An 18433-nucleotide genomic window follows, 5' to 3' on the forward strand; every position below is an offset into this window, starting at 1 on the left:
GGACTAGTTCGTGATCTCCGGATCGTCCTTGACGTTGGTCCCCGCGATTGCGTCGCGGGCGGCTCGGCGGAGCTTCTTGTCTGAGACCAGCCGCTCCCCCACCGCTCCCGGTGTCCAGGCATTCACATCGGCTTCGTCAAAGTCGGTTTTCGACGGGCGCCGCTTGACAGAGATCCCGGTCACGCCGTCGGCCAAGCGCCGGGTGACCAGCAGGAAACCTGTGTGGGCAACCATCCGGTGGTCGGGGCGGACCGCGAGGCCTTCAAGGTGCCAGCCGCGGACCATGGACTCCCAGGCGTCGGGCTCGGTGAAACGGCCGTCGGCGCGGATAGCTTCAGCCGTGCGGGAAAGCTGGGTCACTGTGGCCACGTAGTTGATCCAGACGCCGCCCGGAGCAAGCACTGTTGCTACGGCGTCGAGGCACTCCCAAGGGGCCAGCATGTCCAGAACCACCCGGTCAACGGATCCGGGGGCTTCGCTGCGGACAACTTCCTCCTGGAAGTCACCGAGTGAAACTTTCCACGCCGGGTGGGGTCCGCCGAAGATTGTTTCAACATTGCCGCGGGCAATGTCGGCGAATTCTTCCCGCCGTTCGAAGGAGTGCAGGTAACCGTTGTCGCCCACCGCCCGCAGGAGGGAGATGGACAGTGCTCCCGAGCCGACGCCCGCTTCAACCACCCTGGCCCCGGGGAAGATATCCGCCATGGTGACGATCTGGCCGGCGTCCTTGGGGTAGACAACGGCGGCGCCGCGGGGCATGGACAGGACAAAGTCGGAGAGCAGGGGGCGCAGCGTCTGGTACTGCTGGCCTACGTTGTTCACCACGACGGAGCCGTCAACCTTGCCGATGATCTCGTCGTGGTTGAGGAATCCCCGGTGGGTGTGGAAGGCGCCACCCACCTCAAGAGTGATGGTGTTCATGCGGCCGCGCTCGTCGGTCAGCTGGACGCGTTCGCCCTCACGGAAGGGTCCCCGGCGCCGCGCAGCTCCCACCGGCTGGGCTCCGTTGGCGGCAACACCTGTCTGGGGTTTTGCTGCGGCTTCGGTGGCGGCAGATTCGCTGCTCATGAATTTTCCTCGCTCCTGTAAAACTGTGGGGCTGCGCACTTGGTGGGGGCTGTCCTGTCCGGCCTGGCCCCACAACGGAAACCGTGTGGCAGCTAAACGCGACCGGCAGGTAACTCTACCGGTTCTGGCGCTGTGGATACCTATTGGGGCGCACGCTCTTACCGGTGATGGCTGCCACCACAACATCCTGGGCCAGCAGCCCGGTCACTGTGCCGCGGTGGTCAACCACCGCATACTCCTGGCCTTCCAGCTGGCCGAGGTACTGGATGAGCTCCTGGCCTTTTGACCACTCAGGCACGTGGGCGCCTGCACCAAGGGCATAGGACACCGCCGTTACTGGCGTGGAACTTGTGGCGTGCGGCGGAACTGCGGCCACTGCCGGGGGGTCTACTACGGCCTGCGGGCGTCCATCGGGTCCGCACACCACAACGGCAGGGACACCGGTCGGTGACAGCCGAAGGACGTCCGCCACCGTGGAGGTGTTGGGAATTCCGACGGCGGGCCTGGCCAGTGCGGCAGCATTGACGAGGTGCAGCCGCCCTCGCATGGTTCCCTGCTGGATAGACGCTGATGCCCCCATCCAGAGGAATCCACCCACCAGGACGGTGATCATCAGCAGGCTGAGTTCGGGCGTTTCTCCGGCCAGGACGGGGCGGGCCAGGAACCAGAAACCCAGGGCGACGACGATGACGCGGCCTGCCCAGCCTGCGGCGACCGTGCCTTTGGCTTGGCTGCCCGTGGCTTTCCATACGGCGGATTCGACGATCCTGCCGCCGTCGAGGGGCAACCCGGGAAGGACGTTGAAAATACCGATCAGCAGGTTGGCCCACATAAAGATGTTGGTCAGGAGTTCTGCGACGCTGGGAAGGCTGGCGCCGGACAGGACCAGCCACGCGCCACCGGCCAGCGCGAAGTTCGCGGCTGGTCCTGCAAGCGCGACAAGCACGGACCGGCCCGGAGTGGCTGTGAAGTTCTCAAACTGGGTGTGCCCGCCCCAAAGGTTCAGGACGATCTTCTGCGTCGGCCAGCCATAGATTTTCGCGGTCAGTGCGTGGGCGAGTTCGTGCACAAGCACGGAAATCAGTAGCAGGATGGCATAGGCAAATGCCACCGTGTAGGCGGCTACGCCGAGAGCCGGATTGTTCTCCCGCAGCACGGGCCCGTAAACAATCACGGTGAAGGCGGCGATGACGAACCATGAGTAGGCCAGGATGACAGGGATGCCCGCGATCCTGCCGAGGGGGATTCCTTCGCGGCGTGCCGGCGTGGTTTTCTCACCCATCTGCGGGGCTCCCCTGCGCCGCTTCCAGCAGACGCCCGGTGCCGCCTGTTCCGTTGCGGTCCGCGGCAATGGCGACCAGTTCGGCCACCGTCCGGCCCTTCAGGGACTCCCAGGTGGTGTGCCGGGGGCTGTCTGGGATAGGCACGATGTGGGGAATGGCCACCGTGGATACGCCGGAAGCCACTGCAGCTGCAACGCCGGGCGCGGAATCTTCCAGGGCGATGCAGTGATCGATGGTCAGGGCCGGATCAGAGCCCTGAAGCAGTTCAACCGCGGTCAGGTACGCCTCAGGGTGCGGCTTGCCCTGGGTGACGGTGTCCCCTGTCACCACAAATTCAAAGTAGGGCCTGGGGAGGTTCGCAACGATTTCCCGGGCCAGTGGACCCTCGGACATGGTGACGAGGGCGCACCGGATACCCTCCTGGTGGAGCTCGTCCAGGAGTTCACGGGCGCCGGGCCGCCACGGCACACGGCGTTGCACGCCACGGATGACTTCTGCCGTGAGTGTGTCGATGATTTCCCGGGCTTCCAGGTCCACTCCGGCGTTCTGGAGGATGCCAGCCGAGTAGGTCAGCGACTGGCCGACGAGCTGAATGGCTTGTTCGTGGGACCAGGTGCCGCCATGGGCTTCCACCAGCGCATGTTCGGCCGCGATCCAGTAGGGCTCCGTGTCCACAATGGTGCCATCCATGTCCCAGAGGACTGCTTTGAGGGGGGAAATTGTGGCTGGGGATCGCATGTGTTCAGTCTACGGTGCCCTGCTGGACGCGGGCTGTGGGCTACGCCCTCGGCGAATACATGGCATCCCGTAGGCAGGCGTGGCGCGGCGCCGCTCATTTTTCGGCGCTTCATTCTATGCGTGACGCGGGTTCTTGGACGTAGGGTGATGGGATGAATAGCTTCGACGGAGACACCACCGAACCGGGTGCCGAGGCCGGGCCGGAGCGGTTCCTGCAGCCAGTGGCTGAGGGTGAACGCATCACCGTAATGCTGGCCGCCTTTGAGGGCTGGAACGACGCCGGGGAAGCGGCCAGCGATTCTTTGCGGTACTTGAACAAGCTCTGGGGCGGCAAGAAAGTTGCGTCCATCGACGCCGACGAATATTACGACTTCCAGTTCACCCGGCCGACGGTAAGGCGCAACGCGGCCGGCGAACGGAAGATCAAGTGGCCATCCACCAGGATCTACAAGGCCAGCGCGCCCGATTCCAACGTGGACGTCATCTTTGTCCAGGGCACCGAGCCGTCCTACAAGTGGCGTGCCTATACGGCAGAGCTGCTGGTCCACGCGGAAGCCCTGAATGTGGACTATGTTGTGCTGGTCGGAGCCCTGTTGGCTGATGTGCCCCACAGCCGCCCCATCCCGGTCAGCACATCCTCGGACGATGCACCGCTGCGGGAGCGGCTGAACCTGGAGGCCTCCCAGTACGAGGGACCCGTCGGCATAGTGGGAGTTTTGGCCGAAGTGGCGCTGCTGGCCGGGATCCCCACCGTCTCCCTGTGGGCTGCCGTGCCGCACTACGTGGCCCAGGCGCCGTCGCCCAAAGCTCAGCTGGCCCTCCTTCACCGCATTGAAGAATTGCTCCAGGTGCCGCTGGACACCCATGAACTGGCCGAGGAAGCTGATGCCTGGGAACGCGGTGTGGACGAGCTCGCCACCGAAGATCCAGAGATCGCAGCCTATGTGCGCCAGCTTGAGGAAGCGAAGGACACCGCCGATCTGCCTGAGGCCAGCGGGGAGTCCATCGCCCGGGAGTTTGAGCGGTACCTGAAGCGCCGGGGCAAGGACAAGCAATAAGAATGCCACAGCAGAGGAGTCCTCGATGACGAAGTACCTGATCTCGTTCCCCAGTGAAGCGATGGTGGCCCCGGAGGAGGAGTTCGAGGCGGTGGTCGAAGCCTCGCACGCCGTCATCGACGAGGCCAAGGCTGCGGGCGTCTACGTTTTCGGCGGCGGGATTGATGAGGGCGTAGCTCCGGTGCTCGTCGCCGGTGACGGCACCGTCAGGACGGCGGTCTAAAGGACGACGCCGAGCAGCGCCTCGACGGCGTCACTGACCAGGGCACGGTCCCGCTGGCTGCCCGCTGCCGCGGCGGAAGCGGCTCCGGCGGCCCAACGGTCGACCGCCCCAACCGCCGCCGGCGCGTCCAGATCCGTTGCGAGGGCGGCACGCATTTCCGCGATCAGCCCGAGGGCAGAACCTTCCGGAGCAGCCTCGAGTGCGTTGCGCCACGCTGAGAGCCGACCTTTCGCCTCCGCGAAGCCGGCGTCGGTCCAGGACCAGTCAGACCGGTAGTGGTGGGCCAGGATCGCCAGCCTGATGGCCGCGGGCTCCTCCCCCGTGGCCCGGAGCCGCGACACCAGGACCAGGTTGCCTTTGGACTTGCTCATTTTCTCGCCGTCCAGCCCCACCATGCCGGCATGTGCATAGTGGTGTGCCAGCGGAACGCCCGCTAGGGAGTAGGCGTGGCCCGCACCCATCTCGTGGTGCGGGAAAATGAGGTCGGAGCCCCCACCCTGCACCGTAAACGGGGCGGGGAGGTACTCCTGGGCGATGACAGTGCACTCGATGTGCCAGCCAGGGCGTCCGTCTCCGAGCTCTCCCCCGGGCCAGCTGGGTTCACCTTTTCTGGCGACTCGCCACAGGAGCGGGTCCAGCGCCTGCCGCTTGCCGGCACGTCCGGGGTCGCCGCCGCGTTCGGCGAACAGTTCCAGCATCTCCGTTTCCACAAGGCCGGAGATATCACCGAGGGTCCAGGCATCGGCGGCGCTGGACTGCTTTCCGGCCGCCTCGACGTCGTAATAGACATCGCCGTCCGGCTCGCCCGCTCCGCCGGGTACGCGGTAAGCGAGGCCTTTGCTGAGGAGCCGCTCAATGGCGGGAACGATCAGCGGGACGGATTCCACAGCGCCGACGTAGTGGTCCGGCGCGAGGACATTCAGGGCCACCATGTCTGTCTGGAAAAGTTCGATCTGGCTGGCGGCAAGGTCCTGCCAGTCGACGCCCGTGGCAGTGGCCCGCTCCAGCAGCGGGTCATCGACGTCGGTGACGTTTTGTACGTAGGCCACGCGCTGGCCGGCATCACGCCAGGCCCTGTTCAACAGGTCAAACGCAACGTAACTGGCCGCGTGGCCCATATGTGTGGCGTCGTAAGGCGTGATCCCGCAGACATACAACGACTGGTCGCCGTCGCCCTGGAGTTCAACTTCCCGGCCTTGGACAGTGTCAAAAAGCCTGATGGCAGGCATTTGGCCGGGCAGGTCAGGAACGGGGCGGGATATCCAGGACTTCACAGGCCAAGCCTACTGTCAGGCACTGATCACATTGAAACCGAGCAGCAGATACAGGGCAAGGCCCAGGAAGATCCGGTACCAGACAAAGAGCCGGTAGCTGCGCGTCGAGACGAACTTCAGGAACCAGCCAATAATGACGTAGCCCACCACGAAGGCGATGACGGTGGCCATGGCAGTCTCCGGCAGGCCGTAGGGGCCTGTGATGCCTTCCTTCGATACCGTCTTGTAGAGCTGGAACAGTCCGCTGCCGAAGACTGCGGGAATGGCCAGGAGGAACGAATAGCGGGCGGCGGCTTCACGGGTGTACCCCATGAGCAGGCCCGCGGTGATAGTGCCACCGGAGCGGGAAACGCCCGGGATCAAGGCCATTGCCTGGGCGAAACCGAAAAGGATGCCGTGCTTATAGGTTAATCGGGTCAGCTCCCGTTCCTGTTTGCCCACGGCATCCGCCACGGCGAGTACCAGGCCGAACACGATCAAGGTCGTTGCAACAATCCAGAGACTGCGCAGGACTGATTCGATCTGGTCCTGGAACAGGAGCCCCAGAACGATGATGGGAAGGCTGCCGAGAATCACGAGCCAGCCCATCCGCGCGTCCGGGTCCTGTCGCGAGACTTTTCCGGTCAGCGAGCCCAGCCACGCCTTGACGATGCGGACGATGTCGTGCCAGAAAAAAACGAGGACGGCTGTTTCGGTGCCGAGCTGCGTGATAGCGGTGAATGCGGCACCGGGATCGGCAGCGTTGGGCAGGAATTGCCCGACGATCCGTAGGTGCGCGCTTGATGAAATCGGTAGAAATTCGGTCAGTCCCTGCACTAGGCCCAGCAGGGCCGCCTCAAACCAGTTCACGCTAAGACCCTACGTCATGGACCCCGCTGATTCCCCGTAAGCTTGCTGCTATGCAGCAGCGTTACGTCGGCAACAGTGGATTGCGAGTCTCCGCCCTATCTCTCGGGACCATGTCATGGGCTGGCGAAACCGATGAGCAGGACGCCACCGAATTGCTGCGGACGTTTGTGGACGCGGGCGGCCGGCACATCGATACGGCGGCCTCTTATTCCGACGGCAGGTCGGAGGCGCTGATCGGCTCGCTGCTGGGCGACGTCGTCTCCCGCACCGAGGTCTCGATCTCCACCAAAGCCGGAATCTCGACGCCGGACGGCCGGCGGACCGTGGACACGTCGCGTAACGCGATGCTGTCGGGGCTCGATGCCAGCCTCGCACGACTGGGCACCGACTACGTCGATATTTGGTTTGCCCAGGCCTGGGATCCCAACGTCCCCCTCGATGAGACATTGTCCGCCTTGGAGTTCGCCTTACGGAGCGGCCGTGCCCGTTACGCCGGCATCTCAAACTTCAACGGCTGGCAGAGCGCCAAGGCCGCCGCCATCGCCGGATTCCCGCTGGTTGCCGCCCAGGCAGAATATTCGCTGCTCCGGCGGAGGCCTGAAGAAGAATTGATTCCTGCGGTGGAGGACGCCGGGCTGGGGCTGCTGGCGTGGGGGCCGCTGGGGCGTGGAGTGCTGACGGGCAAGTACAGAGGCAGCATCCCGGGCGATTCGCGGGCGGCCAACCCTGGCCTTACCTCCTATGTGGAACCGTATCTCGGCCAGGAGGCCTCCCGTGTGGTGGAGGCTGTTTCAATGGCTGCGAAGGGTCTGGGGCGCACGCCGCTCGACGTGTCACTCAGCTGGCTGCTCTCCCAGCACGGAGTGGCCTCGGCCGTCGTGGGCCCCCGGACGCCTGTCCAGCTCAAGGAAATCCTTGACGCGCAGCTTTCCCCGCTACCGCCGGAAATTTCGCGGGCCCTGGAGGACGTGTCCGAACCGGCCCAACGCTGACTGGCGGCCGGTTGACCGGGTCCTAGTCTTCGAGGATCTCCAAGTCCTCTTCGTCGTCGACATCCCGTTCTTCGTCTTCGTCCTCTTCGTCGTCAAAAACCTGCAGCGGCGTCACTTCGCTGTAGGCCTCGTAAAGGGCGTCCTCATAAACTTCGAACGCATCCGCGACGGCAAAAAAAGCCGCCTCTACGGCGGGGTCCCCATCACCGCGGCGATTGGACGCTGCTATAAGGTGTTCTTCCAAGGAGGAAGTTAAGGACTGAAGCGCGACACGCGGATCGATGCTCATGACTTCACGTTAGCCGGAAAAGGACGAAAATGGAGAGCAATGAAGGAACATTTTCTCACCAGCTCGGTCCAGCGGGAACGGGACTATCTGAGGCAGTACGAGTACCTCGTACTGACGGTCAGTCCTGACGATTCCCTCCCTGACGCCCGGCGCCGTCTTGTGGAACATTCCGAATACGGCAAGTGGGAGTTGGAGCGCAGCAAGCTGTACGTGGGCGGAGGCAGGCGCTTTTGGCTCCGCCGCCGGGTGATGCAGGTCCAGCGGACTGTCTAGGGGTTCGCTGCCGAGGCGGTTCAGGCTTCGAGCGGGCCGAGCCAGGCGTTGGCAACCGTGTTGTGTGCCGACTCGTCATCCGACGGGTGGAATATGCCGGCCAGCACGTCGCGGTAGAGCCGCTCCAGTTCCGAGCCCCGGAAATAGCTTGAGCCGCCGCTTACCCTGATGGCAAGGTCCACCACACGGCGTGCAGTTTCGGTTGCGTTGACTTTCAGCCCCACGAGCTTGGGGAACCACTGCGGTCCATGGTCGACGAGGGCATCAACATCCCGGGCCACTAAGGCCAACTGCGGATAGAGGCAGTCCATGGCCATGGCCGCCTCTGCCACTTTCCAGCGGATGTCAGGATCCTGGGCATAGCTTCGGCCGCCATTCTTCAGCGAAGTCCGCCGCTTAACCGCTGCGACCCCCAAATCCAGGGCCCGTTCTCCGATTCCTGAGTAGACGGCGGCCAGCAACGTTTCGAAACACGCGAAGATGGCGAAAATCAGCGGATCGGCGTTGGGGCCGACGGGCAGTTTGCGGAAGATCCGGTCCGGCGGGATTTCGGCGCCGTCCAGCACTGTGCTGTTGGACTGGCTCGCACGCATCCCCAGCGTGTCCCAGTCGTCCAGGATCCGGTAGCCGGGGGCGTCCCGGCGGAGGAAACCGTGGACCAACTCCCCTTCGCCGTTCCGGGCCTCGGTATCTTTGCCGAAGATCCCCAGCTGTGTCCAGGCCGGCGAGAGGCTTGTGAAGATCTTTGTTCCCGTGAAGCTGTAACCGCCATCCGGCAACGGCGCCGCCACCGTGCGCGAATCAAACAGCACGGAGTCGTTGCCCGCCTCCGAGTTCCCGAACGCGAAGATCTCGCCTCCGGCCGCTTCCCGCAGGACATAGTCCAGGGACTGATCGCCCCTGGCCGCGAGCACCTGTGCGACGCCGGTCCAGACCAGGTGCATGTTCACGGCCAGGGCGGTGGCTGGCGCCGCCGTTGCCAGCCGCCGTTGGCACTGTGCCGCCGATTCCAGCCCAAGCCCCAGGCCGCCGTCGGACACGGGGACAAAGAGCCTAAGGTAGCCGGCGGCGGCGAGTTCCTCAAGGTCTTCGTGGAAAAACGCATTATCGCGGTCATAGGTTGCGGCGCGCCCCCTGAACCGCTCCAGCAGGGCGTCCGGCAACACGTCCTCGGGTGTCATGCTGGGCCTGTCTCAGTAGTTCGTAAGGAGTGTGTTGAGCACGCGCGCACCGAACTTCAGCGAATCCGCCGGGACGCGCTCGTCGACGCCGTGGAACATGCCGGTGAAGTCGAGGTCGTCCGGAAGCTGCAGCGGCGCGAAGCCGTAGCCCGTGATGCCCAGGCGGCTCAGGGACTTGTTGTCCGTGCCTCCAGAGAGGGTGTAAGGCAGAACTTTGGCTCCCGGGTCTTCGGCATGCAGCGCGTCAATCATGGAATCCACCAGGTTGCCCGCGAAGGGAACCTCCAGGGAGACATCGTTGTGCACGTAGCTGACGTCCACCCCGGTTCCGGCGAGCTCACGGACTATTTCGAGCACGTGGTCCTGCTGGCCAGGCAGTGTGCGGCAGTCAACAAGGGCCTCGGCCGATTCCGGAATCACGTTGTGTTTGTAGCCGCCGTTCAGCAAGGTCGGGTTGGTGGTGTTTTGCAGTGTTGCCCCCACGAACCGGGCCACCGTGCCGAGTTGGTTCAGGAGGATGTCCGGGTTGTCCGGATCGAATTCCACTCCCGTGAGTTCTGTCACGCCGTCCAGGAACTGACGGGTGGTAGGGGTCAGCTCAATGGGCCATTTGTATTCCCCGATCCGGGTCACAGCGGCTGCCAGCCGTGTGATCGCGTTGTCAGTATTGATCTGCGAACCGTGGCCGGCCCGTCCGTGGGCAACGAGGCGGAGCCAGGAGATCCCCTTTTCCGCGGTCTGAAGGAGGTAGGTGCGCTGCCCGCCAATGGTTGCCGAAAACCCGCCTACCTCGGAGATGGCCTCCGTCGCACCTTCGAAAAGTTCCGGGCGCTTGTCCACCGCGTACCGGGCCCCGTATTCGCCCCCAGCCTCCTCGTCAGCGAAGAAGGCGAAGATGATGTCCCGCTTCGGTTTCCGTCCCTCCCTGGCGAACCCGCGCAGGACGGAGAGGATCATGGCGTCCATGTCCTTCATGTCCACTGCGCCGCGCCCCCAGATGAGGCCGTCCTTGAGCTCCGCGCCGAACGGATCTACCGACCACTGCTCCCTGATAGCGGGGACCACGTCGAGGTGGCCGTGGACCACGAGGGCACTTGCGCCCGGGTCCTCCCCAGCCATCCTGGAGACGACGCTTGCCCTGCCCGGGGCCGACTCGAAGATTTCGGCGGACAACCCGACTTCCTCGATCAGGCCGGCTGTGTACTCGGCTGCGGCGCGTTCCCCGGGTCCGGACCCGTCGCCGTAATTGGAGGTGTCAATCCGGATGAGTTCCTGGCAGATCCGGACGACTTCATCTTCGGGACGGATTTGGGTCATTGGGCACTCCTCATGAAGGTGGCGGCTGCTGGGAACCTGGGCGGATTTCCGTGCCTTCAGCCTACCCATCGGGCCCGATTTCATGTTCCAGGAAAGTTCATGTAGAGTCTTTCTCGCTGCTTCGGAGAAATGCGAAACGCTGAAAGGCGGAAACGTTGTCCGAATTACCACCTGCGCGGGTGGCGGAATGGCAGACGCGCTAGCTTGAGGTGCTAGTCCTCGAAAGGGGGTGGGGGTTCAAGTCCCCCTCCGCGCACAGAAGGGAAAGCCCCTGGAATCCAAGGATTCCAGGGGCTTTTTTCTATGGCGGCAAACTTCGATCCGGCTGCGTCCGCCGTCGGCCTTGTGCTGATTGCAGGTTCCATGCTTTAGTAGCCCGCAGCAATGCCGTTGGTCACATTCGGATCGAATATCGCCCGCCACACGTGTAGTGGAGCGTTAGCCCGTTGGGGAATACCAGCGCCATGCTGTACGTTGCATACGCGACAGACTGAACCAAAGAAAAGAGAAACACCTAAGTGGCAACCGATTACGATGAACTCCGCTCCGACGTCAAGGAGTCGCAGGACAACTCGCTCGAGGCGCTCCAGTCCGCGAACGCACCGGACGCCCGCAGCGTTGTGCTGGAACTCGATGAGGCAGATGGACTGGACGGCGCAGGCGTTCCGGGCGGCGAATTCGTTGCCGAGGAACTGATCGTCCAGGTCATCCCCCAGGCCGATGACGAGTTCACCTGCTACTCCTGCTTCCTGGTCCGGCACCGCTCGCAGATCGCGCGGCAGAAAGACGGACACAGCTACTGCACGGACTGCGAAGGCTGATAGCAGTACAAGGACACCCCCGGCGCCCGCTACCGCAGGCGCACCCGGAGACGATGAGGCGCGCCCACGGCAACCGTGGACGTGCCTTTCGTTTTAACCGAGCCGGCTGCGGACCATCTGGCTGACGGCTTTTCCGTCGAAGCGGCCAGCGACCTTCGCCGTGACCGGCTTCATCACCTCGCCCATCTGGCGCATGCCGGGCACCTGGCCCTGGGCGCTGATCTCGGCAATGACGGCATCAACGATGGCTTCCACTTCAGCTTCGGTCAGCTGCTTTGGCAAGTAAGCCTCGATGACCTCCGCCTCGGCGAGTTCAGCGGCAGCGCGGTCAGGTTCTCCTGCCTCCGTATAGATCCGCGCGGTGTCGCGGCGTTTGGCCGCTTCCTTCTGCAGCAGGGACGTCACCTGGGCGTCGTCCAGCACCACAGGCGTCTTCCCTGACTTTTCGCGGGTTTCGATCTCGCCCAGTACGTTGCGCACGGTCGTGAGCGCTACCTTGTTGCGCTCCTTCATGTGCGTCACCACATCAGCGTGCAGTCGTTCCTTCAAAGTGGACACGGTATTCCTCGATTCATAGCGCGCCCCAGGCCGGGGCGCCGGCAGGTCCACCTGCCCTCTAGTACCGTAGAGGGCTATGGCGCACTCTGACTACCTCCCCGCGGGCAGGCGATGAACACCCTGCCCGGTCAACTGTGGCAGCGCCTCGTTGAAGCTTTCGGCCGGACCGCCCTCCCTGATGTTTCCCTCAGTGAATTGGCGGTGGTCCTTCTTGTGGCCACTGCATTGTCGATTCCCCGGGCCACTTGGCGATACTTTGGCCTGTTGGCCACCGCTACCCATGAGCTGGGCCATGCTTTTGCCGCTCTTATGAGCGGACAAAGACTGGGCGGGATCAGGCTCAGCCTGGATCACTCGGGGACAACCACCAGCTACAGCAGGGGCCGGTTGGCTGCCGTGTGGTCCGGCTTCTGGGGATACCCCGTGCCGGCACTGACCGGGGCGGCGCTGGTCTGGTCCGGCTTCAACGGCTGGGGGCCGGCCGCGCTGACGGCAGGCTCACTGACCCTGCTCCTGTCGCTTCTTTTCGTTCGCAACCTGGCGGGGTTCCTCATCACCGTGTGCGCAGCCGCGGCGGGCGCCGCACTGGTTTTTTTCGTTCCGCACGCCTTCACCGGCCATGTGGCGATCGCGCTCGGGCTGGCTCTGTTAGTGGCTGCAGTCCGCGATGTGATCAAGCTCATGCACGTGCATTTTCGGCGCAGGGACCGTTTGGCCAGCTCCGACGCCTATCTGCTTTATCGCTCCACGTCCGTGCCCTCGTTTATCTGGATTGCGTTGTTCGCCGCCGTCGTGGGGGCTTCGTGGGTGGTGGCCTGGCAGCCTATCTCGGCGATTCTCGTTGCAGGAGCATAGGGTAGTCGGATGAAACAGGAAACGGGAGCAGCGCCGACGTCCGGCCCCAAGGGTGGCGACGATCACAGCACGTTGGGTGCCTATGTTACCGGCGGTGCGGAGTTCACCCGCGATACCAATTACATCGAGGACCGGATCACCCGTGAAGGCACTCCCGGACCCAACGGGGAACGCGGCTGGCCCGTGGAGTCGGGACGGTACCGCCTGATCGCTGCAAGAGCCTGCCCGTGGGCCAACCGGACTGTCATCGTACGAAGGCTTCTGGGCCTCGAAGATGCCATTTCCCTTGGGCAGCCTGGACCCACCCATGACGCCCGTTCCTGGACTTTCGACCTGGACCCAGGCGGCGTTGATCCGGTCTTGGGCATCGAGCGTATCCAAACCGCGTATTTCCGGCGGTTTCCCAACTATCCGAGGGGCATCACCGTCCCTGTGATCGTGGATGTCGCCAGCGGTGAAGTTGTGACGAACAATTTCCCCCAGATCACCCTCGACTTCTCCACCGAATGGACGCAGTTCCACCGTGCGGGCGCGCCGCAACTGTACCCGGTAGAGCTGCGGGCAGAAATTGACGCAGTCAACAAACGCGTCTTTACAGAGGTCAACAACGGGGTCTACCGCTGCGGCTTTGCCGGGTCGCAGGAAGCCTACGACGCCGCCTTCGCCCGGCTTTGGACGGCTTTGGACTGGCTGGAGGAGCGGCTCTCCGGCCAGCGATACCTGGTCGGAGACACCATTACCGAGGCGGACGTCCGGCTCTTCACCACCCTGGCCCGGTTCGATGCCGTGTACCACGGCCACTTCAAGTGCAACCGCCAGAAGCTTTCCGAAATGCCGGCGTTGTGGGGCTATGCCCGTGATCTTTTCCAGACGCCCGGATTTGGCGACACGATCGATTTCGTCCAGATCAAGCAGCACTATTACCTCGTGCACGAGGACATCAATCCCACGGGCATCGTGCCGCAGGGGCCGGAGTTGTCGGGCTGGTTGGATGCCCACGGCCGGGAATCCCTGGGCGGACGCCCCTTCGGAAACGGTACTCCCCCGGGTCCGGTGCGGCCAGATGAAAAGGTGACGCCAGGGCATGGGGCCGGGTCAGCATCGGAAAGCGCTTTCTAAGCCGCTAAGCTAAGGCCATGCAGATTTCTCATGGCTTTGCCGCACCCGGTTTCGAGGGCGTTTTTGACCTGTTCGAATCTCTCCTTGCCCAGGATGAGCGCTACAGCGCGCAGCTGGCTGCCTACCAGCACGGTACCAAGGTAGTTGAGCTCAGCGGCGGCCCTCTCATCTCGTCAGATTCCATCACGGGCGCCTACTCCTGTTCGAAGGGCGTGGCCGCGATGGTGATTGCCTTGCTGGTCCAGGACGGTCTGCTGGATCTGGACCGCACCATGGCACACTACTGGCCGGAATTCGGGCAGCACGGAAAGGACCGCCTCCTTGTCCGTCAGGCTTTGTCCCACCAGGCCGGCGTGTTGGGCGTCGAGGGCGGCTTCGCCCTCGGTGAGTTCACTACGCCGGAAGCCGCCGCGCGGCTAGCGGCAACTGTGCCGGCGTGGCGCCCAGGCAGCTGCTTCGGATACCACGCGATCACCATCGGGATCATGATGGAGGAACTGTGCCGGCGAGTGGCCGGCAGCACGCTCCAGTCGCTGTACAACAGCCGCATCCGCGAGCCGTTCGGTGTCGACTTCTTCCTGGGGCTGCCGGTTGAGCTGGACAGCCGCTACCGGGATGTCCTCTATGACGCCGACCCGCAGCAGCCGTGGCTGGACCCACTGAGCCTTGAAGGAATCAATGGCAACGCTGCCGTGAGCACCATCATGGAGCTGCCCAACCAGCGGACGGTACGGGAGGCCGGCATGAGCGCGGCCGGCGGGGTCGGTTCGGCCCAAGGGCTTGCACGCCTGTACGCAGCGGCTACCACCGGCGTCGAAGGCGGCCCGCCATTGCTCTCGCCTGGCACAGTGGCAGCGATGTCCCAGGAACAGGTGTGGGGCCTGGACCGTTCCTCGGGGCTCGACAACGCCTTTGCCGTGGTGTTCATGAAGCCGCATCCGTCACGGAATTTTGGCAGCCACCGCGCCTTTGGCCATGAAGGCGCCAACGCGGCCCTGGGCTTCGCGGACCCATCCTACGGACTTGGTTTTGGCTACATTCCGCAGCGCGCAGAGGTCGGCCGTACTCCCGGTAAGGCGCACCGCCTGGCCGCTGAGGTCAGGCGTGCGGCCGCTGCCTTGTCCTAGCGGGACCCTGCCCCTAAGGTGGGGCGGATGGGTGATACTCAACCGCCGCGGGCGGCCAGGCTGCCTAACGGGACCAGGCTCTTGCGCCGGGCGGTCAAAGGCGTAGGTGTAGCGTTCGAAGTGCAGCGCCTTCAGCTGGCCGCAAAGGCTGCGCTGGCTGCCGGCCTGGCCTTTTTTGTTGCCCCGTACATGCCGGGAGCGGCGGCGGAGTATCCGTATTATGCCCCTCTGGGCGCCTTGGTCTCGATGTACCACAACGTTGCCGGTTCAGTACGCCAGGGCCTCCAGACTTTGGTGGGCCTGGCCATGGGAATTGGCCTTGCGTTCCTCCTGGTCAATGTCACGGATCCTTCTCCGGTGAGCGTTGCGGTCTTCATGGGCATCGGCGTGCTGCTCGCGGGCCTGCCGCGGCTGGGATCGGGAAGGGACTGGATTCCAACGGCGGCACTGCTGGTCCTGTTGGTGGGCGGAAGCAACCCTGATGATTTTTCCTTCGGCTACCTCATCCAGATGGGTGTGGGCGTTGCTGTCGGCATCGCCGTGAACCTCCTGGTGTTTCCGCCCTTGCACTTCAATGCTGCGGCCGCCAGCCTGGACGAGCTCCGACTGGCACTTGGCACACAGCTGACCGACATGGGGGCAGCGCTCAAGGAGAAGTGGCCCCCGGAGCATGAGGACTGGTCCCGCCGTTCGGACGAGCTGGCAACGGCCGCCCGGTCCGTCAGGCACCTGGTCCAGGAAGCAGACGCCAGCCGGCGCGCGAACCCGCGCCGGCGGCTCCACCCCCGGGACGTGGACCTGGACTACCGCAACCTGCGCGAGCTGGAAAGGGTGACGTTCCACATCCAGGACATGACGGAGGTTCTCTCCGACGTCATCTGGCAGGAAGACGTACCGTATACGGTCCCCTTCAGGGACAGCGTGCCGCTGGCAGAGGCCATGACCGCCACCGGAGAGCTGTTGCGCTCATTCCATAGTGAAGACACCGCATCACAGCACCGGCTGTTCAGCTCGGCGGAAGCGGCTGTGGCAGCCTGCATGGCCGCCACAGCCAGCCCGGACCTGGCAGAGCCTGACCCGGACGAAAGGACCGTGACCGCTTCCGAATCGATCCTCCTGAGCCTGCACCGGATCCTGCGCGCCGTGAGGCCAGCACCCTAGAGTGCAGCCACGGTTCCGGCGAAATACTTGCGGCCGGACCTCGGGTTCCAGGCAACAAAAGCGGACTTTTGCCACGCCCCTGCTGGAAGCTGCTCGCTGCCGATGTCAAGGGCAACGCGTGCCGGCAGGAACACCGGCGCTTCGAAGTCAACGTCCCAGCTAAATGAATCCCCCTTGACCGCGCCAACGTCCGCCAGCGCCCTCGACGCCAAGTACATGCCATGGGCTATGGACCGGCGCATCCCGAGGGCTTTGGCTGACAACACGCTGAGGTGTATCGGGTTGAAGTCGCCTGAGACTGCTGCGTAAGCCCTGCCGGTATCAACGCCCAGGTGCCACAAGGCCGTTGGATCGGGGGCTTTGAAGTCAGCCCTGCTTTCAGCAGGCGAAGGTTTGTCGATCCCCGGCAGGAATACGCCTTTGGCGAGATACGTAGAGACTCCCCGCCACCGGAGGTCGGCCGTCCCGGCACTGCGCACCTCCACCACCACGTCCACTTGCGTCCCGGAACGGTGGCCCCTCAGGTTCTCCACGTGAGCTGTGATGTCCAGCCGTTCCGAGAACAGGACTGGGGACCGTTGTTCTACATGGTTGCTGAGATGGACCATGCCCAGCAGTGGCAATGGGAAGTCATCCCTGTTCATCACGCTGATGGCAAGCGGGAAGGCGAGGGCATGGATGAAGCCGGCCGGCAGGACATCGCTGGCCGTCTCGCCGATGAGGTGCTGATATGCAGTGAGGTTGCCGACGTCGGCAGTGACTCCCCTGACTTCGTGGCTGGCCTCTGGAAGTTCAGCCGCATCGTGGGATCCCAGTATTCGGCGGCGTGCGGCCTGCGCGGCCGCATTGACATACAGCTTGGAGAGGGACGGCATCTCACCCAGGATGACCGGCTGGACTGTGGTCATGCCCCCACCATGTACTGTCCGCAGACCCGCAGGACGCCGCCGTTGATTCCTCCGGCGGCATCGCTGGCCAGGAAGGCGATGGCTTCGGCAACGTCGGTGGGCTGGCCGCCCTGCCGGAGTGAGTTGAGCCGGCGGCCCGCCTCCCTCAGAGCCAGCGGTACTTTGGCGGTCATGTCGGTTTCGATGAACCCGGGTGCCACGGCGTTGATCGTTCCCCCGCGCTCGGAAAGGAGCGGAGCGGAGGCTCGCACCATGCCCATCACTCCGCCTTTGGAAGCAGCGTAGTTTGTTTGGCCGCGGTTTCCGGCGATGCCGCTGGTGGAGGCCAGCGACACGATGCGGGGTGAATCGCGAAAGTGTTCAGAAGCGAGGAGGGCCTCGTTGATTCGGAGCTGGGCGGCAATATTGACGTTGATGACGGCGGACCAGCGCCCGTGATCCATGTTGGCCAGGAGTTTGTCTCTGGTGATTCCGGCGTTGTGGATGAGGATGTCCAGGCGTCCGTGCCGCTGCACGGCATGTTCGATGATCCGCTGGCCCGCGTCCTCACGGCTGATGTCCAGTTGGAGGGCCGTGCCGTGGACTTCGTTGGCCACCGCGGCGAGATGGTCTCCTGCCGCCGGAATATCCACGAGGACCACGGTTGCCCCGTCGCGGTGAAGGGTCCGGGCAATCGATGCGCCGATTCCGCGGGCGGCACCGGTAACAACGGCAACCTTGCCCGCCAACGGTTTCTCGAAATCTGCCGGCAGGCTGCCTTCCGTCGAGGTGACAGTCAGGAACTGACCGTCCACGTATGCCGAGCGTCCAGAGAGGAGGAACCGCAAGGCTGCCAAGGCGCTGGGGCTGGTAGTGGTGACGCCATCACCGAGCAGGATGCCGTTGCCGGTCGCGCCGGCGCGGAGTTCCATTGCCAGCGACCGCAAGAAGCCGTCCACGCCCTGCCTGGCCGCGGCCTGTGAGGGGGTCGCGCTGTTGGCTGCAGGCCGGGAGAGGGTTATGACGCGGCCACTGGGAGCGAGATCGCGGAGCGAAGCTGCCGCTGCCAGGACTGGGTGTTCAAGATCGTCGGGCCGGTCCAGCTCATCGAGGACCAGCACTATGGCGCCAAGTTTTTCGCGCGGTACGGCATGTCTGCGGACATCCAGGTCCCACGAGAGCAGGCTGGCCGCCAGCGCGTCAGCTCCCGCAGAGTTGCCTTGCACCAGGACCGGGCCGGTGATCAGTGGCTGCCCCGGCTCGTACCGCCGCAGGATCGTCGGCTGTGGGAGGCCCAGCTTCTTTGCGACGTTCCTGCCGAGTCCGTGGCTCACGAACTGCGTGTATTTGTCTGTCATCC

Annotated in this window: 19 protein-coding genes, 1 tRNA gene and 1 pseudogene; 10 read left to right on the top strand and 11 right to left on the bottom strand. The window is 64.2% G+C overall.

Annotated features, from left to right (window positions below):
* Positions 1-3 precede the first annotated feature (3 nt).
* The 3 genes from ACFC25_RS19840 to ACFC25_RS19850 form a co-directional block, all read right to left on the bottom strand.
* Positions 4-1068 carry a tRNA (adenine-N1)-methyltransferase gene (locus ACFC25_RS19840; RefSeq protein ID WP_337348272.1) on the bottom strand — a complete coding sequence of 355 codons (1065 nt, stop codon included), beginning with the start codon at positions 1066-1068 and terminating at the stop codon, positions 4-6.
* A 115-nt stretch (positions 1069-1183) separates the two neighbouring features.
* Positions 1184-2350: a site-2 protease family protein gene (locus tag ACFC25_RS19845; protein ID WP_376048344.1), complete on the bottom strand. Its 1167-nt coding sequence runs from the start codon at positions 2348-2350 to the stop codon at positions 1184-1186.
* Complete coding sequence (locus tag ACFC25_RS19850) at positions 2343-3089, bottom strand: HAD family hydrolase (protein ID WP_376048347.1); 747 nt, start codon at positions 3087-3089, stop codon at positions 2343-2345. Before ACFC25_RS19850 ends, ACFC25_RS19845 begins: the two co-directional genes overlap by 8 nt.
* Before the next feature lie 152 nt (positions 3090-3241).
* On the opposite strand from ACFC25_RS19850, the gene ACFC25_RS19855 reads away from it, so the two are divergent.
* Positions 3242-4147 carry a PAC2 family protein gene (locus ACFC25_RS19855; protein ID WP_337348275.1) on the top strand — a complete coding sequence of 302 codons (906 nt, stop codon included), beginning with the start codon at positions 3242-3244 and terminating at the stop codon, positions 4145-4147.
* Between the two features lie 25 nt (positions 4148-4172).
* A pseudogene (locus ACFC25_RS19860) lies at positions 4173-4358 on the top strand (transcription initiation protein); the annotation flags it as partial.
* An 8-nt stretch (positions 4359-4366) separates the two neighbouring features.
* Here the strand turns inward: ACFC25_RS19860 and mshC are convergent.
* Together mshC and ACFC25_RS19870 are read right to left on the bottom strand one after the other, a co-directional pair.
* Positions 4367-5644: a cysteine--1-D-myo-inosityl 2-amino-2-deoxy-alpha-D-glucopyranoside ligase gene (gene mshC / locus ACFC25_RS19865; protein ID WP_376048351.1), complete on the bottom strand. Its 1278-nt coding sequence runs from the start codon at positions 5642-5644 to the stop codon at positions 4367-4369.
* A 15-nt stretch (positions 5645-5659) separates the two neighbouring features.
* Complete coding sequence (locus ACFC25_RS19870; protein ID WP_337348277.1) at positions 5660-6493, bottom strand: undecaprenyl-diphosphate phosphatase; 834 nt, start codon at positions 6491-6493, stop codon at positions 5660-5662.
* Between the two features lie 50 nt (positions 6494-6543).
* On the opposite strand from ACFC25_RS19870, the gene ACFC25_RS19875 reads away from it, so the two are divergent.
* Positions 6544-7485 (top strand): aldo/keto reductase, encoded by a 942-nt coding sequence (locus ACFC25_RS19875; RefSeq protein WP_376048354.1) that lies wholly within the window; start codon positions 6544-6546, stop codon positions 7483-7485.
* Between the two features lie 22 nt (positions 7486-7507).
* Here ACFC25_RS19875 and ACFC25_RS19880 read toward each other — a convergent pair whose 3' ends face one another.
* A complete protein-coding gene (locus ACFC25_RS19880; RefSeq protein WP_337348279.1) occupies positions 7508-7774 on the bottom strand; it encodes a hypothetical protein in 267 nt (88 codons plus the stop codon).
* A 39-nt stretch (positions 7775-7813) separates the two neighbouring features.
* Between ACFC25_RS19880 and ACFC25_RS19885 the strand changes: the two genes are divergently transcribed.
* A complete protein-coding gene (locus tag ACFC25_RS19885) occupies positions 7814-8047 on the top strand; it encodes a DUF5703 family protein (RefSeq protein ID WP_337348280.1) in 234 nt (77 codons plus the stop codon).
* 20 nt (positions 8048-8067) lie between these two features.
* Here ACFC25_RS19885 and ACFC25_RS19890 read toward each other — a convergent pair whose 3' ends face one another.
* Both ACFC25_RS19890 and ACFC25_RS19895 read right to left on the bottom strand, forming a co-directional pair.
* The gene (locus ACFC25_RS19890) at positions 8068-9228 is read right to left on the bottom strand and encodes an acyl-CoA dehydrogenase family protein (RefSeq protein WP_376048357.1); all 1161 of its coding nucleotides are present in this window, start codon (positions 9226-9228) and stop codon (positions 8068-8070) included.
* Positions 9229-9240: 12 nt separating this feature from the next.
* Positions 9241-10545, bottom strand: a complete 1305-nt coding sequence (locus tag ACFC25_RS19895) for a M20/M25/M40 family metallo-hydrolase (RefSeq protein ID WP_376048359.1) — start codon at positions 10543-10545, stop codon at positions 9241-9243.
* Between the two features lie 173 nt (positions 10546-10718).
* Here ACFC25_RS19895 and ACFC25_RS19900 point away from each other — a divergent pair.
* Both ACFC25_RS19900 and ACFC25_RS19905 read left to right on the top strand, forming a co-directional pair.
* A tRNA-Leu gene (locus ACFC25_RS19900) sits at positions 10719-10801 on the top strand.
* A 262-nt stretch (positions 10802-11063) separates the two neighbouring features.
* A complete protein-coding gene (locus ACFC25_RS19905) occupies positions 11064-11366 on the top strand; it encodes a DUF4193 domain-containing protein (RefSeq protein WP_131132986.1) in 303 nt (100 codons plus the stop codon).
* A gap of 93 nt (positions 11367-11459) precedes the next feature.
* Here the strand turns inward: ACFC25_RS19905 and ACFC25_RS19910 are convergent, their stop codons facing one another.
* A complete protein-coding gene (locus ACFC25_RS19910; RefSeq protein ID WP_376048362.1) occupies positions 11460-11924 on the bottom strand; it encodes a GatB/YqeY domain-containing protein in 465 nt (154 codons plus the stop codon).
* Positions 11925-12035: 111 nt separating this feature from the next.
* On the opposite strand from ACFC25_RS19910, the gene ACFC25_RS19915 reads away from it, so the two are divergent.
* Genes ACFC25_RS19915 through ACFC25_RS19930 form a run of 4 tightly spaced genes read left to right on the top strand, consistent with a single transcriptional unit; the run spans position 12036 to position 16186 of the window.
* On the top strand, positions 12036-12779 hold the full coding sequence (locus tag ACFC25_RS19915; RefSeq protein ID WP_376048364.1) for a M50 family metallopeptidase: 744 nt from the start codon (positions 12036-12038) through the stop codon (positions 12777-12779).
* A 9-nt stretch (positions 12780-12788) separates the two neighbouring features.
* Positions 12789-13898 (top strand): glutathione S-transferase family protein, encoded by a 1110-nt coding sequence (locus ACFC25_RS19920; RefSeq protein ID WP_376048367.1) that lies wholly within the window; start codon positions 12789-12791, stop codon positions 13896-13898.
* Between the two features lie 17 nt (positions 13899-13915).
* Positions 13916-15025 (top strand): serine hydrolase domain-containing protein, encoded by a 1110-nt coding sequence (locus ACFC25_RS19925; protein ID WP_376048370.1) that lies wholly within the window; start codon positions 13916-13918, stop codon positions 15023-15025.
* Between the two features lie 27 nt (positions 15026-15052).
* The gene (locus tag ACFC25_RS19930) at positions 15053-16186 is read left to right on the top strand and encodes an aromatic acid exporter family protein (protein ID WP_376048373.1); all 1134 of its coding nucleotides are present in this window, start codon (positions 15053-15055) and stop codon (positions 16184-16186) included.
* On the opposite strand, the gene ACFC25_RS19935 is transcribed toward ACFC25_RS19930, so the two are convergent.
* Both ACFC25_RS19935 and ACFC25_RS19940 read right to left on the bottom strand, forming a co-directional pair.
* Positions 16183-17094, bottom strand: a complete 912-nt coding sequence (locus ACFC25_RS19935; RefSeq protein WP_337348288.1) for a MaoC/PaaZ C-terminal domain-containing protein — start codon at positions 17092-17094, stop codon at positions 16183-16185. The two genes, ACFC25_RS19930 and ACFC25_RS19935, sit on opposite strands and share 4 nt — an antisense overlap.
* Complete coding sequence (locus ACFC25_RS19940; RefSeq protein ID WP_376048376.1) at positions 17091-18431, bottom strand: 3-oxoacyl-ACP reductase; 1341 nt, start codon at positions 18429-18431, stop codon at positions 17091-17093. The genes ACFC25_RS19935 and ACFC25_RS19940 overlap by 4 nt, the downstream gene beginning before the upstream one ends.
* Positions 18432-18433: the final 2 nt, after the last annotated feature.

The organism is Pseudarthrobacter sp. NPDC055928 (assembly GCF_042270935.1).
Lineage (GTDB): Bacteria > Actinomycetota > Actinomycetes > Actinomycetales > Micrococcaceae > Arthrobacter.